Raw genomic sequence first — 16,388 nt, 5'->3', positions numbered from 1 at the left:
GCCGAGTGCTCCAAACGTTTTGTAGTTGTCTCGAAAAAACTACTACAGCGAAAAAAGTGGCCGGATTATGCCAGAAACGCCCAAAAAAAGTAGGCCCCTCCTGTCAGAACTGCGCTTTTGCGCAATTCGACAGGAAATTATCCTGTAGTTAAACGTTTCAGTGACGAGTTTCTGAGGCTACGTCCGTGCCGCCACCGGCAAACAGTTGCGCCACGTCACTGGCGTCGAAGAAATAGCGCTCGTTGCAGAACTGGCAATCGATCTCGACCTGCCCGCCGCACTCTTCCACCAACGCCTTGGCGTCCTGCTCGCCCAGACTGACCAGCGCATTGCCGGAACGTTCACGAGAGCAACTGCAATTGAAGCGCAACGGCTGGATGTCGAACAGGCGCACGGCATCTTCGTGGTACAGGCGGTGCAGCAAGGTTTCGTTGCCCAAGGCCCACTCCTCGGCCTTGAGCGTGGTGGCCAGGGCGACCACGTGCTGCCAGCTTGCTTCGCGCTCTTCGTCGTCGGGCTGGCGATCGCGCGGCAATTGCTGCAGCAGCAGGCCACGGGCCTTGCCGCCTTCGGCATGCAGCCAGAAACGGGTATTGAGCTGTTGCGACTGCACGAAATAGTTGGTGAAGCACTCTGCCAGGTTGTCGCCATTGAGGTCGACAGTACCCTGGTAGCGCTGGCCCTTGACCGGGTCGATGGTGAGGGTCAGGTGGCCGTCGGGCATCAACTCCGACAGGGTCGCGTGGGGCGGGATCTGCTCCGCTTCGTAGCGGGCCATGCCGCGGATGTCGCGGTCACCGGAACACTCGACCATCAGCAGCGGGATCGGCCCGGCCGAACGCGCCTGCAGAATCAGCAGGCCGTCGAACTTCAGCGCCCCGACCAACAGGGCAGTGGCGGCCATCAGTTCGCCGAGCAGCGTCTGCACCGGTTGCGGGTACTCATGACGCGCCAGCACCGCGGCGTAGCTGTCATCGAGAGACACCCACTCGCCGCGCACATCGCGCTCGTCGAAGATGAAACGTTGGGTGAAATCGGTATCAGGCAAGTCGCTCATAGGTTTTGGCTATCTGAGAATAATGACAAAATGGTTACAAGGGTTGTCGGAAATCGAGCGAGAACCCCGTTATAGAGCGCTTACGATGCGCTCCGCGTCCTGTTTGCAATAGAGGTATTTTATGGACAATCCACCACTGTTCCAAGCAAGGTGGTCCTTCGGGCCCTTGGCAGCCTGTACGCTGCTTCCCATCGTTCTACTGTGTTTCTGGTTATGGCCCGTTGGCCAGATCCTGTGCCTGACTTTCGACGAATGGCTGTTCCACAGCCTGAATGCCCCGCTGGCGGAAAGCACCGTCTGGCGCTACATCTGGACGCTCGGCAGCCTGCGCCCATTCGACATCGTCGTTGGCCTGATCCTGCTGGCAGTGCTTATCCGCGGCGACTGGGTGTTCAAGGCGGCACAGGTTCGCCAGGCCTTTTTCGGCTTTCTGGTCACGCTTGTCCTCTTAGTGGTGATTCGCGCACTGTTTTCCAAGTGGGTGGCTGCAATGGGCTGGCAACACGACAGCCCATCGATGGTGTTCGACAACGTCGTGCACCTGAGCGATTACTATCCGAACCTGGAAAAGGCCTGGGAATTGAAGGACCGCTCAAGCAACAGTTTTCCCGGCGACCACGCCTCGGTTCTGCTGATCTGGGCGCTGTTCATGAGCGTGTTCAGCCGCCGCCTGGTGCAGTACCTGGTGATCTGGGGGCTGGCGCTGCTGTTCATGCTGCCGCGCCTGGTAGCTGGTGCCCACTGGGGGCAAGATGACTACATCGGCGGGTTGCTGATGGCCGTGCTGGCGTTGGGCTGGAGCTACTACACCCCGCTGGCGGCCAAGGGCAGTGCGGCGCTGATGCGCTGGACAGCGCCGTTGTTCAACCTGCTGGGCAAATTACCGTTGGTCGGACGGATGGCCGTCACCCGGTGAGGCCATGGGGCTGCTGCGCAGCCCATCGCCGGCAAGCCCGCGATGGGCCGCAACGCGGCCCCTTTCAATCGAAACTGCCATGCAACTGGTGAATCTGCCGCCGCTGCTTCTTGGTCGGCCGGCCATCGGTCGTCACCCCCAGGGCGCCCGCCTTGCGCATTTCTGCCGCCTGCTCACGGCGGCGCACGCTCTCTTCGGTTTCCTCGTACAACGTCTGCGCCTCCGGCGCCCCACGCCGCACCACCGACAGTGCTTTTACCACCACCGTGCGTTCATCGAACCCGGTGCGCAGCACGAACTCGTCGCCTACCCGCGGCTCCTTGCCCGGCTTGCAGCGCTCGCCCCGGCAATGCACCTTACCGCTCTCGATCGCCGCCTTGGCCAGTGCGCGGGTCTTGTAGAAGCGAGCCGCCCACAGCCATTTGTCCAGGCGGACCTTGTCGTCTTCTTCGGCTTTTTGTGCCATCCCGTTACCTCGAACGCTGTGTTTCATCGAACTGTACTACCGTAACGAGCGGATGCAAAAAATCCCCGCCGTGCTTACAGTTCAACACCTCATCAGCAGGGTGCGTTTCGTGAAGACATTTGACCATTTGACAGTGATCGGCCTGCGCGAGTGGGTAGCCCTGCCCGACCTTGGCGTGGCCGGGTTGCGCGCCAAGATCGACACCGGCGCCAGCACCTCCAGCCTGCATGCCACCGAAATCGAACCGTTCGAACGCGACGGCCAGCCCTGGGTCCGCTTCACTGCCCACCTGGGTTCGGTGGTGCAACTGCGCCACCGTCGCTGCGAGGCACCGCTGGTGACCATGAAGACCATCAAGAGCTCCAATGGCCAGGCCCAGACCCGCTATGTCATCCGCACGTCACTGGCATTGGGCGATGGTGTGTGGGAGGTGGAGTTCACCCTGGCCTGCCGCAAGAACATGCGCTACCGCCTGTTGCTGGGTTCCAAGGCGCTGATCCACGGCCAGTTGGTGGTCAACCCCGGGCTGAAATACGTACAAGACAAACCGGCCTTCCCGGCCACCCTTTCCCCTGTCACAGGTGCTGCATGAAGATCGCTGTGCTGTCGCGCAATCCGCGTCTGTATTCCACCCGCCGCCTGGTCGAAGCCGGAACCCAGCGGGGCCACGAAATGGTGGTGATCGATACCCTGCGGGCCTACATGAACATTGCCAGCCACAAGCCGCAGATCCACTACCGCGGCAAACCGCTGGAAGGTTTCGATGCGGTGATCCCGCGCATCGGCGCCTCGGTGACCTTCTATGGCTGCGCAGTGCTGCGCCAGTTCGAGATGATGGGTGTATATCCGCTCAACGAGTCGGTGGCGATTGCCCGCTCGCGGGACAAGCTGCGCTCACTGCAATTGTTGTCGCGGCGTGGCATCGGCCTGCCGATTACCGGCTTCGCCCACTCGCCGGACGATATCCCCGACCTGATCCAGATGGTCAACGGCGCCCCGCTGGTGATCAAGGTGCTGGAAGGCACCCAGGGCATCGGCGTGGTGCTGTGCGAAACCACCAAGGCGGCCGAGTCGGTGATCGAGGCGTTCATGGGCCTGAAGCAGAACATCATGGTGCAGGAGTACATCAAGGAAGCTGGCGGCGCGGACATCCGCTGCTTCGTGGTCGGCGACAAGGTCATCGCCTCGATGAAACGCCAGGCCAAACCCGGCGAATTCCGTTCCAACCTGCACCGTGGCGGCGTGGCCAGCCTGATCAAGATCACGCCGGAAGAACGCATGACCGCCATCCGCGCGGCCAAGGTGATGGGCTTGAGCGTGGCGGGTGTGGATATCCTTCGTTCCAACCATGGGCCGCTGGTGATGGAGGTGAACTCGTCACCGGGGCTGGAGGGCATCGAGGTGACCACCGGCAAGAACGTGGCGGCGATGATCATCGAGCATCTGGAGAAGAATGGCGGGCCTAATCAGACCCGGACCAAGGGCAAGGGTTGAGAGCCTGGGGCTGCCTTGCAGCCCATCGCGACACAAGGCCGCTCCTACAGCAGGTCGCGCACTCTTTGTAGGAGCGGCCTTGCGTCGCGAAAGGGCCGCCAAGCGGCCCCGGTAATCAAACGGCATTACGTGGCAGCAACAGCCCCAAAGGCAGCCTTACCCGCGCCTCGATCCCGCCCCCGGAGCGGTTGCGCAGCTCCACATTGCCGCCATGCTGCGCCGCGATCCGCTTGACGATCGCCAGCCCCAGCCCGGTGCCCTTGCCACCGCGCGCCCGGTCGCCGCGAATGAACGGGTTGAAGATGGTTTCCAGCTCCGACTCGTCGATCCCTGTGCCACGGTCCAGCACACTCAGCACCACGTACGGCGCACTCTCGTCGCCCGACACGTAGGCGGCCACCTCAACCCCCTTGCCGGCATGGTGCAAGGCGTTGCCGATCAGGTTGCCGAGCATGCGCTTGAGCGAAACCCGGCGCAGCGGGAACGGCGGAATCGGCTCCAGGCACAGGCGCACGCGTTCTTCCGGCTGGTTGTAAGGCGCCACCACTTCGCGCACCAGGTCGGCCAGGTCGACTTCTTCGAGCGGTTCGTCACGGCCATCGCGAATGAAGGCCAGGAACTGATCGAGGATCGCATCCATGTCCTCGATATCACGGACCATGTCTTCACTCAGCTCGCTGTCGCTGTTCAACAATGACAGCGACAGGCGCAAGCGCGTCAGCGGGGTGCGCAGGTCGTGGGACACCCCGGCGAGCATCAGCTCGCGCTCGCGCCCGGCCTGCTCGACATCCTCGGCCATCTGGTTGAAGGCCTTGTACACCTCGGTCATCTCACTGGGCGTATCGCTGATCGGCAGGCGCACGCTGCGCCCCTGGCCGAGCAGGCGAGCAGCGAATACCAGGCGTTTGAGCGGCTGGTTCAACTGGCGCACGAAGATCCACGCCGAGGCGGTGGAAAGCAGGCCAATGGCGAGGAACCAGCCCAGCACGTTCCAGATCTTCTGCCCCCGCAGCGGGTGCGGATACAGCGGCACTTTCAGCCAACCGGGGCCCAGGCTGGGCGCGTTGACCCACAACGCCGGTGGGGCGTGAATACGCAGGCGCACCTCGGTATCATCGCCCAGCTCGGCCTGCATCTGCCGTTGATAGATTTCACTGTAGGGCCAGTGCTGTTCGCCCTCGGGTACACCCGAGCCGGTAACCCGGATAAGGCCTGCCGCTTCGGCGATCTTGTCGCGGTTTTCTTCGTCGGCAGCCCAGTAGGCGCGCAAGGTCAGCGCGACGCCGTGGCTGTACTGGCGGTCGACCAGCACGTCCTCGTTCATCAACAGGTAGACCAGGGTCAAGGCCTTGGAGAACAGGACGACGATCAACACCAGCCACAGCGTGCGGGCGAAGAAGCTTTGCGGAAACCACAGCGGTGTCTTCATCGACGGCGAGGCATCATTTGCCGGCGTTTCCGTCCGGTACGAACACGTAGCCCACGCCCCAGACAGTCTGGATATAGCGCGGCTTGGACGGGTCCGGCTCGATCATGCGGCGCAGGCGCGAGATCTGCACGTCGATGGAGCGCTCCAGCGCATCCCATTCGCGGCCACGGGCCAGGTTCATCAGCTTGTCGCGGGTCAGCGGCTCGCGTGCATGCATGACCAGTGCCTTGAGCACGGCGAACTCACCGGTGGTAAGCATGTGCACTTCGTCGCCACGCTTGAGTTCGCGGGTAGCCAGCGACAGCTCGTAGTCGCCGAAGGTGACCGACTCGTCTTCACTGCCCGGCGCACCCGGCACGCTCGGGGCCTGGCGGCGCAGCACGGCCTTGACCCGGGCCATCAGCTCGTCCGGGTTGAACGGCTTGCCGAGGTAGTCGTCGGCGCCCAGTTCCAGGCCCTTGATGCGGCTGAGCTCGTCGCCCTTGGCGGTAAGCATGATGATCGGGATCTGGTTGTTCTGCTGGCGCAGGCGCTTGCATGCCGACAGGCCGTCTTCACCGGGCAACATCAGGTCGAGCACCACCAGGTTGAACACCTCGCGCTGCAGCAGGCGGTCCATCTGCTCGGTGTTGGGCACCGCGCGGGCACGGTAGCCCTTGCTGGCGAAGAAACGCTCCAGCAGGCTGCTCAGCCCCGGGTCGTCATCGACGATGAGAATCTTTTCACCTTCAGCGGTGTTTGGCGTGCCGGTCATGAATTACTCCTCTGGTATCGCCGCGCATTATGGCGTAGCCATTGCTGCACGTTGCGTGAGCATTGTTAGCAGATTTTTCCCCGGGCGCCAGTTCCGGCTGGCCGGGCGCCATCACCGCAAGGCGGTTGCGATGGGTATAATGCGCGGCTTTCATCCAGCGCCGCCGGGCGAAAGGCCCACAGGCGCCCTCCGTATTCATCAATGTCAGGTGGTTTACATGGACAGCATCAACAGCCGTATCGCCGAGGAACTGGGCGTACGCCCCCAGCAGGTCGAGGCGGCCGTGGGCCTGTTGGACGAAGGCTCGACCGTGCCCTTCATCGCCCGTTACCGCAAGGAAGTGACCGGTAGCCTGGACGATACCCAGCTGCGCCATCTGGAAGAACGCCTGCGCTACCTGCGCGAACTCGACGAGCGCCGCGCCAGCATCCTGGCCAGCATCGAGGAGCAGGGCAAGCTGACCCCGGAACTGGCCCGCGAGATCAAGCTGGCCGATACCAAGACCCGCCTCGAAGACCTCTACCTGCCGTACAAGCAGAAGCGCCGCACCAAGGGCCAGATCGCCCTCGAAGCCGGCCTCGGCGAGCTGGCCGATGGCCTGTTCGACAACCCTGACCTGGCCCCGGAAAGCGAAGCCGCACGTTTCGTCAACGCCGACAAAGGCGTGGCCGACGTCAAGGCGGCGCTGGAAGGCGCCAAGTACATCCTCATGGAACGCTTCGCCGAAGACGCCGCCCTGCTCGATAAGCTGCGCAGCTTCCTCAAGCAGGAAGCCGTGCTCAGCGCCCGCGTGGTGCCCGGCAAGGAAGAGGAAGGCGCCAAGTTCCGCGATTACTTCGCCCATGACGAACTGCTGCGCAACGCGCCGTCGCACCGTGCCCTGGCGATTTTCCGCGGGCGCAACGAGGGCGTGCTGAGCGCCTCGCTCAAGGTTGGTGAAGAACTGCCCGGTACCCTGCACCCCTGCGAGCTGATGATCGGTAACCACGTCGGTATCGAGAACCGTAACCGCCCGGCCGACAAGTGGCTCGGCGAGGTGGTGCGCTGGACCTGGAAGGTCAAGCTGTATACCCACCTGGAAACCGACCTGTTCGGCGAACTGCGCGACAACGCCGAAGGCGAGGCGATCAATGTCTTCGCCCACAACCTGCACGACCTGCTGCTGGCCGCCCCGGCCGGCCCGCGCGCGACCCTGGGCTTCGACCCGGGCCTGCGCACCGGCTGCAAGATCGCCGTGGTCGATGCCACCGGCAAGCTGCTGGACCACACCACGGTCTACCCGCACGCGCCGAAGAACGACTGGGACCGTACCATTTCCATCATGGCCGCGCTGTGCGCCAAGCACTCGGTGGAGCTGATCGCCATCGGCAACGGTACCGCCAGCCGCGAAAGCGACAAGCTGGTGGCCGAGCTGGTCAAGAAGTATCCAGCGCTGAAGATTACCAAGGTCATGGTTTCCGAAGCCGGCGCTTCGGTGTACTCCGCCTCGGAGCTGGCTGCCCGCGAATTCCCGGACCTGGACGTGTCGATCCGTGGCGCTGTTTCCATCGCCCGCCGCCTGCAGGACCCGCTGGCCGAGCTGGTGAAGATCGACCCGAAATCCATCGGCGTCGGGCAGTACCAGCACGATGTGTCCCAGGTGAAGCTGGCACGTGGCCTGGACGCCGTGGTCGAGGACTGCGTGAACGCCGTGGGGGTCGACGTCAACACCGCCTCGGTGGCGCTGCTGACCCGTATTTCCGGTCTCAACGCCACCCTGGCGCAGAACATCGTCGCCCACCGCGATGCCAACGGCCCGTTCGCGACCCGCGCGGCGCTGAAAAAAGTCAGCCGCCTGGGTGAGAAAACCTTCGAACAGGCCGCCGGCTTCCTCCGCGTGATGAACGGCGACAACCCGCTGGACGCCTCGGCAGTGCACCCTGAAGCCTACCCACTGGTGCAGCGCATAGCCGCCGACACCGGCCGCGACATCCGTTCGCTGATCGGTGACAGCAGCTTCCTCAAGCGCCTGGACCCGAAGCAGTTCACCGATGAAACCTTCGGCCTGCCGACCGTCACCGACATCCTGCAGGAACTGGACAAGCCTGGCCGTGACCCGCGCCCCGAGTTCAAGACCGCCAACTTCCAGGACGGCGTCGAAGACCTCAAGGACCTGGAGCCGGGCATGATCCTCGAGGGCGTGGTGACCAACGTCACCAACTTCGGCGCCTTCGTCGACATCGGTGTGCACCAGGACGGCCTGGTGCACATCTCGGCGCTATCGGAGAAGTTCGTCAAGGACCCGCGTGAGGCGGTCAAGGCCGGCGACGTGGTCAAGGTCAAGGTCATGGAAGTGGACATCCCGCGCAAGCGCGTCGGCCTGTCCATGCGCATGAGCGACACCCCGGGCGAAAAGGTCGAAGGCAACCGCGGCGGCAACCGTGGCACCGGCGGCAACCGCCAGCAGCAGGTACCGCGCCAGCGTGAAACTGCCACCGCCGCGCCGGCCAACAATGCCATGGCTGCACTGTTCGCCAACGCCAAGCAGTTGAAGAAGAAGTGATGGACGTACCCGGCGAATACGTCGAAAGCGCCTTCAGCCAGCTACTCGGCTGCCGCCTGCAGCACCTGGAGACAGGTGTTGCCGAGGTAGCCCTGGCCCTCGGGCCGCACTTGCGCAACCGTGGCCAGAAACTGCACGGCGGGGCGATCTTCAGCCTGGTGGATATCGCCATGGGCCTGGCTTGCTCGGCCAGCCATGGCTTTGACCAGCAAAGCGTGACCATCGAGTGCAAGATCAACTACATGCGCGCCGTCAGTGACGGCGAAGTGCTGTGCACGGCTCGCGTGCTGCACGCCGGGCGGCGCACCCTGGTAGTCGACGCCGACGTAGTCCAAGGCGACAAACTGGTGGCGAAAGCGCAAGGAACCTTCGCGGTTCTCTAGCTCACCAACCGCTATGTGCGGTATTTTCGGCAACAAACTGGGGGCTGCGAAGCGGCCTCCGAAGTCGGCGCTGTGCAATGCCGGAACCGCATAAACCAGGCGACAACGCCAGTTCCTTTTCCCACTACCCTTGTAGACCGTCTTTTCTACCCCCATATTGGGGCGACTGACGCGTGAAGGAATACATCTTGAGCGACCTCCTCAACCGCCGCCTGAGCCTGCTCGGCGCCAATCTCCCCCTGCTCAAGCAGTGCCTGCACGGTATTGAGCGCGAATGCCTGCGTGTGACCGACGAAGGTCGCCTGGCCCAGACGCCGCATCCGCAAGCCCTGGGGTCGGCGCTGACCAACGAGCAGATCACCACCGATTATTCCGAGTCGCTGCTGGAGTTCATCACCCCGGCCCTGCCCGACCCGGCCAAGGTGCTCGAAAGCCTCGAGGAGACCCACCGTTTCGTCTACAGCAAGCTGGGCGACGAATACCTGTGGAGCCCATCGATGCCGTGCACGCTGCCGGCCGAGGAAGACATCCCGATCGCCGAATACGGCAGCTCCAACATCGGCAAGCTCAAGCACGTCTACCGCAAGGGCCTGGCCCTGCGCTACGGCCGCACCATGCAGTGCATCGCCGGTATCCATTACAATTTCTCCTTGCCGGAGGCACTGTGGCCACTGCTGCGCAGCGCCGAAGGCAGCAGCGAGAGCGACCGCGACTACCAGTCGTCGGCCTACATCGCGCTGATTCGCAATTTCCGCCGTTACAGCTGGCTGTTGATGTACCTGTTCGGCGCCTCGCCGGCCCTGGACAAAGGCTTCCTGCGTGGCCGTCCGCATCAGCTCGAAGAGCTCGACGCCGAAACCCTGTACCTGCCCTATGCCACCAGCCTGCGCATGAGCGACCTGGGCTACCAGAGCAACGCCCAGGCCGGCCTCACGCCGTGCTACAACAACCTGGCCAGCTACACCGACAGCCTGCGCAAGGCGGTCGGCACGCCCTACCCGCCCTACGTCGAGATCGGTACACACGTGGACGGCGAGTGGGTGCAGCTGAACACCAACATCCTGCAGATTGAAAACGAGTACTACTCGAACATCCGCCCCAAGCGCGTCACCTACACCGGCGAGCGGCCAATCCAGGCCCTGACCTCGCGTGGCGTGCAGTATGTGGAAGTGCGCTGCCTGGACATCAACCCGTTCCTGCCGGTGGGCATCGACCTGACCGAGGCGCGCTTCCTCGATGCGTTCCTGCTGTTCTGCGCGCTGGAAGACAGCCCGCAACTGGATAATGGCGAATGCGGCCAATGCACCAACAACTTCCTGACCGTGGTCAAGGAAGGCCGTCGCCCTGGCTTGGAACTGCGCCGCAATGGCCAGCCGATCGGCCTCAAGGACTGGGCTGGCGAGCTGCTCGGGCGCATCCGCCAATTGGCCGACCTGCTCGACCAGGCACATGGCGGTGACGAACACGCCAAAGCCCTGGATGCGCAGCAGGCCAAGGTTGACGACGCCTCACTGACGCCATCGGCCCAGGTGTTGGCGCGCATGACCGAGCATGACGAAAGCTTCGTCAAGTTCGCCCTGCGCCAAAGCCAGATCCACGCCGAAACCTTCCGTGAGCAGCCGCTACCGGTCGAGCGCCAGCAGGCCTTCGAGACCCTCGCCCGCGAATCGCTCGCCGAGCAGTCGCGCCTGGAGCAGCAGGAGGTGGGCGATTTCGACCTGTTCGTCGGCGCCTACCAGGCCAGTATCCTGGCGATCAGCAACTGATGAACCGCAGCGCCACCCCGCGCAAGCCGCGCGCCAGCAGCCAGGCCAGGATCGCGGCGATCCTGGCGGCGGCACGCGAGCTGCTGGCCGAACAGGGGGTGGCCGCGCTGTCGATCTACAGCGTGGCCGAGCGCGCGCAGATACCGCCATCGTCGGTGTACCACTTTTTCGCCAGCGTGCCGGCCTTGCTGGAAGCGTTGACCGCCGATGTGCACCGTGCCTTTCGCGAAGCCCTGAGCGCACCGATCGACAGCCACGCCTTCACCACCTGGCATGAGCTGTCACGGTTGATCGAACAGCGCATGCTGGATATCTACAACGAGGATGCGGCAGCGCGGCAGCTGATTCTGGCTCAGCATGGGTTGAGCGAAGTGGTGCAGGCCGATCGGCAGCACGACATGGAGCTGGGCGACTTGATGCACAAGTTGTTCGACCAGCACTTCCATCTGCCGGTGATGCCGCTGGATGTGGATGTGTTCGCCCTGGCCATGGAGCTGAGCGACCGGGTGTATGCGCGCTCGGTGCAACTGCATGATGCAATCACCCCGCGCATGGCCGAGGAAGGCAAGCGCGTGTGCGAGGCGTATCTGGGCTTGTACCTGCCGCCGTTTCTGGCCAAGCGCTAAGTTTCAGGGGCCTCATCGCCGGCGAGCCAGCCGCGTTGACTTCAAATTGACGCTGCACCTGTAGGAGCGGCTTCAGCCGCGATCACCGGCACAGCCGGTGCCAGCCACCGCGTCGCCTGCTTCGCGGATAAATCCGCTCCTACAGCTGCCTGTTAGAGGGGGCAGGGCTGCCAAGCAGCCCCCTGAACCCCATCACAGCTTGGCGATAGACACCTCAGTCGATTTCACGAAGGCAATCACTTCACTGCCCACCTGCAGCTCCAGCTCACGCACGGAGCGGGTAGTGATGACCGAGGTGACGATGCCCGAGGCAGTCTGCACGTCGATTTCCGACAGGACCGGGCCTTCGAGGATCTCCTTGACGGTGCCTTTGAACTGATTGCGGACGTTGATGGCTTTGATGGTCATGATTTCATTCCTTCTCTAGGGACTTCCGGGGTATTAGTGCGCCCAACGCAATTGCGTGGGCAGAGGGGCGACAGGATCCGGCTCGGGCGCAGCGCCCGGGGCCGACAGAACACGGTTGAGCACTTCGCTCTCCAGCGCGGCCAGGCGGTGCGAACCACGCGCCCGGGGCCGTGCCAGGTCGACAGTGAGATCGAGCCCGACCTCACCGTCCTCGATCAGGATCACCCGGTCAGCCACGGCAACCGCCTCGCTGACGTCGTGGGTGACCAGCAGCACGGTGAAGCCGTGCTGGCGCCACAGGCGTTCGATCAGCTGCTGCATCTCGATACGGGTCAGTGCATCCAGTGCACCGAGCGGCTCGTCCAGCAGCAGCAGGCGCGGCTGGTGGATCAGCGCCCGAGCCAGGGCCACGCGCTGCTTCTGGCCACCGGAGAGCGCTGCCGGCCATTCGTTGCCACGGTCGGCCAGGCCAACGGCCTCCAGGGCTTGCAGCGCACGCGGGCGCCAGTCGCCGGACAGGCCCAGGCCGACGTTGTCGATCACCTTCTTCCACGGCAGCAGGCGCGCATCCTGGAACATCAGGCGGGTTTCTTCGCGGGCCTCTTCCAGCGCTGCGGCGCCAGCCAGCAGCTGGCCTGCCGTAGGCTGGTCGAGGCCGGCCAGCAGGCGCAGCAAGGTGCTCTTGCCGCAGCCACTGCGGCCGACGATGGCGACGAACTGGCCAGCCGGGATATGCAGCTCGATGCCCTTGAGCACTTCACGCTGGCCGAAGGTCTTGCGCAGGCCGCTGGCAGCCAGCGGGATACCACGCAACAGGCGTGGCGGCTGTTCCTTGAGCACAGTCATGCGCCCTCCTTCTTCGCCACTTGATAGGCCGGGTGCCAGCGCAGCCACACGCGCTCCAGGCCCCGCGCAGCAAGGTCGGCAAGCTTGCCGAGCACGGCGTACAGGACGATGGCCAGTACCACCACGTCGGTCTGCAGGAATTCGCGGGCGTTCATTGCCAGGTAGCCGATGCCGGCGTTGGCCGAGATGGTTTCGGCAACGATCAGGGTCAGCCACATGAAGCCCAGGGCAAAACGCACGCCGACCAGGATCGATGGCAAGGCCCCCGGCAGGATCACCTGGCGGAACAGGCTGAAGCCGGACAGGCCGTAGCTGCGCGCCATCTCCACCAGCGCCGGGTCGACATTGCGGATGCCGTGATAGGTGTTCAGGTAGATCGGGAACAGCGTGCCCAGCGCGACCAGGAAAACCTTCGCCGACTCGTCGATACCGAACCACAGGATCACCAGCGGAATCAGCGCCAGGTGCGGCACGTTGCGGATCATCTGCACCGAGCTGTCGAGCAGGCGTTCGCCCCAGTTCGACAAGCCGGTAATGAAGCCCAGCACCAGGCCGATGCTGCCACCAATGACGAAGCCCAGCCCGGCGCGCCAGCCACTGATCGCCAGGTGCGACCAGATATCGCCACTGCGCACCAGCTCGACGCCGGCGCTGACCACCGCGCTGGGCGCCGGCAGGATGCGGGTCGACAGCCAGCCGGCGCTGACCGCCAGCTGCCAGGCGGCCAGCAGCAGGACCGGCAGCGCCCACGGTGCCAGGCGCTGGCCAAGGCTATTGGAAGTTGCACGACTCATGGCCAGGCCCTCAACTTTGCGCAACGGACTTGGGCAGGATGTCGTTGGCCACCATCTCGCCGAACGGGCTGACGTAGCCGCCGGCCTTGGCTTGCTCCGGGCGCTGCACGTCCAGGTGCGGGAACAGCAGCTCAGCCACCCGGTACGACTCTTCCAGGTGCGGGTAACCGGAGAAGATGAAGGTGTCGATGCCCAGCGCGGCGTATTCCTTGACCCGCGCCGCAACGGTCGGGCCATCCCCGACCAGCGCGGTACCGGCACCACCACGCACCAGGCCGACGCCAGCCCACAGGTTGGGGCTGACTTCCAGCTTGTCGCGGCTGCCGTTGTGCAGCGCCGCCATGCGCTGCTGGCCGACCGAGTCGAAGCGCGCCAGCGAGGCCTGGGCACGGGCGATGGTGTCGTCATCCAGGTGCGAAATCAGCTTGTCGGCGGCAGCCCAGGCTTCTTCGTTGGTTTCCCGCACGATCACGTGCAGGCGGATGCCAAAGCGCACCTCGCGGCCCTGGGCAGCGGCTTTCTCACGTACCTGGGCGATTTTTTCCGCAACCGCGCTCGGCGGCTCGCCCCAGGTGAGGTACAGCTCTACCTGCTCGGCAGCCAGGTCCTGGGCGGCTTCGGAGGAGCCGCCGAAATACAGGGGCGGGCGTGGTTGCTGGATCGGCGGGTACAACAGCTTGGCGCCCTTCACCTGGATATGCTTGCCGTCATAGTCGACCACCTCGCCTTCCAGCACTTTGCGCCAGATACGGGTGAACTCCACAGACGCTTCATAGCGTTCCTGGTGGTTCAGGTGCAGGCCGTCGCCGGCCAGTTCGTCCGGATCACCGCCGGTCACCAGGTTGAACAGCGCGCGGCCATTGGACAGCCGGTCGAGGGTTGCCGCCTGGCGTGCCGCCACGGTGGGCGAAATGATGCCGGGGCGCAGGGCAACCAGGAATTTCAGCCGCTGGGTCACCGGGATCAGCGACGCTGCGACCAGCCAGGAGTCCTCGCAGGAACGCCCGGTAGGGATCAGCACCCCACCAAAACCGAGGCGGTCGGCCGCCTGGGCGATCTGCTGCAGGTAGCCGTGATCGACAGCGCGGGCGCCATCCGAGGTGCCCAGGTACTTACCGTCACCGTGCGTGGGCAGAAACCAGAAAATGTTCAGGCTCATTGGAGTTGTCTCCTCAAGGGGGCTCGGCCAGGGCAAGGCCCCGGCGCGGCAAGTCAATCAAGGCGCACTGGCGACCTTGGCCGGGGGTGTCCAGATCACGTCCTTGATGCTCAGCGGCTTGGGAATCAGCTTCAGTGCCTGGAACGTGTCGGCAATCTTCTGTTGCGCGGCCACCACTTCCGGGGTGAGCGCTGCGGCGCCATAGCCCTGGCGCTTGACCGAGGTCAGGGTGATGTCGGCGGGCAGGCCGAGCAGCGGTGCGACTTGCTCGGTCACCTGCTGCGGGTTGGCCTGGGACCACTGGCCCACCGCACGGACTTCTTCGATCAGGGTGTTGATCACCGCCGGGTGCTGGGTCGCATAGTTGCGGGTAGCGAGGTAGAACTGGTGGTTGTCGACCAGCCCTTTGCCGTCGCGCAGGGTACGCGCCTGCAGCTGTTGCTCGGCAGCCGCCTGGTAGGGGTCCCAGATCACCCAGGCATCGACGCTGCCGCGCTCGAAGGCGGCGCGGGCGTCGGCCGGTGGCAGGTAGACGGGCTGGATGTCGCTGTACTTGAGGCCAGCATCTTGCAGCGCGCGGACCAGCAGGTAGTGCACGTTGGAGCCCTTGTTGAGGGCGACTTTCTTGCCCTTGAGGTCCTTGACCGACTGTACCGGCGAACCCTTCGGCAACAGGATCGCCTCGCTGTGCGGCGCTGGCGGCTCATAGGCGACGTACAGCAGGTCGGCACCGGCGGCCTGGGCGAACACTGGCGGCGTTTCGCCGGTGACACCGAAATCGATGGAGCCGACATTCAACCCTTCAAGCAGCTGCGGGCCGCCGGGGAATTCGGTCCACTGCACCTGCACGCCCTGCTCGGCCAGGCGCTTCTCCAGCGTGCCTTTGGCCTTGAGCAGCACCAGGGTGCCGTATTTCTGATAGCCGATACGCAGGCTCTCGGCCTGGGCTTGGGTAATGGCGCCGAAGGACACAGCCGCCGCAAACAGGGCGACCAGACCGCGACGCAAGAAGACTGTGCGCATGGCGCTCTCCTGTGCGATGGGGTTCGGGTTGTACCTGCTTGCCTCGTTGTCGGGCGAGTAAGGTGGTGAAGCAAATAAGGCCGGTCAGATGCTCCAGCGAGCGCTGATCAGGCGTTCTTCCAGCACGCCGGGGGCCACGGGGCGCGGCCGGCGGGCCAGGGCGACGTGGAAGGTCTCCAGCGAATCCTGCAGGCGTTGTTCCAGCGCCGGTACCAGCTGCGCGGGCTTGCTGCCGTCTGCGTAGGCAATTTGGCTGTCGTCGGCGAAGATCCCTTGCAGGGTCTCCTGCGCCTTGAGTGCCGACAGCACGGGTTTCAGTGCGTAATCCACCGCCAGCATGTGGGCGATACTGCCGCCGGTGGCGATCGGCAACACGATCTTGTTGGCCAAGGCCCGCTCGGGCAGCAGGTCAAGCAAGGTTTTCAGGGCGCCGGCAAAAGAAGCCTTGTACACCGGGGTGGCAACGATCAGGCCATCGGCCTGGGCTACCAGTTGCTGGAAATGCTGCACCTGCGGGCTGTCGAAACGGGCATGCAGCAGGTCTTCGGCGGGGAAGTCGCGTACCTGGAACGTCACCACTTCGACACCACGGTCCTGCAGCCACTGGCGCGAACGCTGCAGCAGCACGCCGGAGCGTGAACGGGTACTGGGGCTACCACCGATTGAGACAACCAACATTGCAGCGTTTCCTTGTCTGGGTTGGGAATGACATTACCAGCGCAGCC

At 64.2% G+C, this 16,388-nt stretch carries 16 protein-coding genes and 1 pseudogene; 7 read left to right on the top strand and 10 right to left on the bottom strand.

Features of this window, described 5'->3' with window-relative positions:
• Positions 1–157: 157 nt before the first annotated feature.
• On the bottom strand, positions 158–1,057 hold the full coding sequence (gene hslO, locus HU763_RS01160; RefSeq protein ID WP_170027822.1) for an Hsp33 family molecular chaperone HslO: 900 nt from the start codon (positions 1,055–1,057) through the stop codon (positions 158–160).
• A gap of 121 nt (positions 1,058–1,178) precedes the next feature.
• Here hslO and HU763_RS01155 point away from each other — a divergent pair, with 121 nt between their 5' ends.
• Positions 1,179–1,973 (top strand): phosphatase PAP2 family protein, encoded by a 795-nt coding sequence (locus HU763_RS01155; RefSeq protein WP_186687608.1) that lies wholly within the window; start codon positions 1,179–1,181, stop codon positions 1,971–1,973.
• A 64-nt stretch (positions 1,974–2,037) separates the two neighbouring features.
• Here HU763_RS01155 and HU763_RS01150 read toward each other — a convergent pair whose 3' ends face one another.
• Positions 2,038–2,439: an RNA-binding S4 domain-containing protein gene (locus tag HU763_RS01150; protein ID WP_186687611.1), complete on the bottom strand. Its 402-nt coding sequence runs from the start codon at positions 2,437–2,439 to the stop codon at positions 2,038–2,040.
• A gap of 109 nt (positions 2,440–2,548) precedes the next feature.
• On the opposite strand from HU763_RS01150, the gene rimB reads away from it, so the two are divergent.
• Positions 2,549–3,031, top strand: coding sequence for a retropepsin-like aspartic endopeptidase RimB (rimB, locus tag HU763_RS01145; RefSeq protein WP_420831029.1), 483 nt, complete (start codon positions 2,549–2,551; stop codon positions 3,029–3,031).
• On the top strand, positions 3,028–3,933 hold the full coding sequence (rimK, locus tag HU763_RS01140; protein ID WP_013970455.1) for a 30S ribosomal protein S6--L-glutamate ligase: 906 nt from the start codon (positions 3,028–3,030) through the stop codon (positions 3,931–3,933). Before rimB ends, rimK begins: the two co-directional genes overlap by 4 nt.
• 115 nt (positions 3,934–4,048) lie before the next feature.
• Here rimK and HU763_RS01135 read toward each other — a convergent pair whose 3' ends face one another.
• Positions 4,049–5,362, bottom strand: coding sequence for an ATP-binding protein (locus HU763_RS01135; protein ID WP_170027819.1), 1,314 nt, complete (start codon positions 5,360–5,362; stop codon positions 4,049–4,051).
• 13 nt (positions 5,363–5,375) lie between these two features.
• Positions 5,376–6,116: an osmolarity response regulator transcription factor OmpR gene (ompR, locus tag HU763_RS01130; protein WP_170027818.1), complete on the bottom strand. Its 741-nt coding sequence runs from the start codon at positions 6,114–6,116 to the stop codon at positions 5,376–5,378.
• A gap of 217 nt (positions 6,117–6,333) precedes the next feature.
• Between ompR and HU763_RS01125 the strand changes: the two genes are divergently transcribed.
• The 4 genes from HU763_RS01125 to HU763_RS01110 all read left to right on the top strand — a co-directional run bounded on the left by HU763_RS01125 (position 6,334) and on the right by HU763_RS01110 (position 11,433).
• On the top strand, positions 6,334–8,658 hold the full coding sequence (locus HU763_RS01125) for a Tex family protein (RefSeq protein WP_186687613.1): 2,325 nt from the start codon (positions 6,334–6,336) through the stop codon (positions 8,656–8,658).
• Positions 8,658–9,041 carry a PaaI family thioesterase gene (locus tag HU763_RS01120; protein ID WP_170027816.1) on the top strand — a complete coding sequence of 128 codons (384 nt, stop codon included), beginning with the start codon at positions 8,658–8,660 and terminating at the stop codon, positions 9,039–9,041. The genes HU763_RS01125 and HU763_RS01120 overlap by 1 nt, the downstream gene beginning before the upstream one ends.
• Before the next feature lie 188 nt (positions 9,042–9,229).
• Positions 9,230–10,807: a glutamate--cysteine ligase gene (gshA, locus tag HU763_RS01115; RefSeq protein WP_186687616.1), complete on the top strand. Its 1,578-nt coding sequence runs from the start codon at positions 9,230–9,232 to the stop codon at positions 10,805–10,807.
• Positions 10,807–11,433 (top strand): TetR/AcrR family transcriptional regulator, encoded by a 627-nt coding sequence (locus tag HU763_RS01110; protein WP_186687619.1) that lies wholly within the window; start codon positions 10,807–10,809, stop codon positions 11,431–11,433. The genes gshA and HU763_RS01110 overlap by 1 nt, the downstream gene beginning before the upstream one ends.
• A 192-nt stretch (positions 11,434–11,625) precedes the next feature.
• On the opposite strand, the gene HU763_RS01105 is transcribed toward HU763_RS01110, so the two are convergent.
• The 6 genes and pseudogenes from HU763_RS01105 to ssuE form a co-directional block, all read right to left on the bottom strand.
• Positions 11,626–11,841 carry a TOBE domain-containing protein gene (locus tag HU763_RS01105; protein WP_003255829.1) on the bottom strand — a complete coding sequence of 72 codons (216 nt, stop codon included), beginning with the start codon at positions 11,839–11,841 and terminating at the stop codon, positions 11,626–11,628.
• A 33-nt stretch (positions 11,842–11,874) separates the two neighbouring features.
• Positions 11,875–12,712, bottom strand: a pseudogene (gene ssuB, locus HU763_RS01100) (aliphatic sulfonates ABC transporter ATP-binding protein).
• Positions 12,684–13,481 (bottom strand): aliphatic sulfonate ABC transporter permease SsuC, encoded by a 798-nt coding sequence (ssuC, locus tag HU763_RS01095; protein ID WP_186687622.1) that lies wholly within the window; start codon positions 13,479–13,481, stop codon positions 12,684–12,686. The pseudogene ssuB and the gene ssuC overlap by 29 nt, the downstream one beginning before the upstream one ends.
• A gap of 10 nt (positions 13,482–13,491) precedes the next feature.
• A complete protein-coding gene (gene ssuD, locus HU763_RS01090) occupies positions 13,492–14,640 on the bottom strand; it encodes an FMNH2-dependent alkanesulfonate monooxygenase (RefSeq protein WP_170027810.1) in 1,149 nt (382 codons plus the stop codon).
• 57 nt (positions 14,641–14,697) lie between these two features.
• On the bottom strand, positions 14,698–15,663 hold the full coding sequence (locus HU763_RS01085) for a sulfonate ABC transporter substrate-binding protein (RefSeq protein ID WP_186687625.1): 966 nt from the start codon (positions 15,661–15,663) through the stop codon (positions 14,698–14,700).
• Positions 15,664–15,747: 84 nt separating this feature from the next.
• Positions 15,748–16,341: an NADPH-dependent FMN reductase gene (gene ssuE / locus HU763_RS01080; RefSeq protein WP_170027808.1), complete on the bottom strand. Its 594-nt coding sequence runs from the start codon at positions 16,339–16,341 to the stop codon at positions 15,748–15,750.
• Positions 16,342–16,388: the final 47 nt, after the last annotated feature.

The sequence above is a fragment of the Pseudomonas anuradhapurensis genome (assembly GCF_014269225.2).
In the GTDB taxonomy this organism is placed as follows: Bacteria; Pseudomonadota; Gammaproteobacteria; order Pseudomonadales; family Pseudomonadaceae; genus Aquipseudomonas; species Aquipseudomonas anuradhapurensis.
The sequence above is the reverse complement of the archived record's forward strand: the minus strand, read 5'-3'. Positions and strand labels throughout refer to the sequence as shown.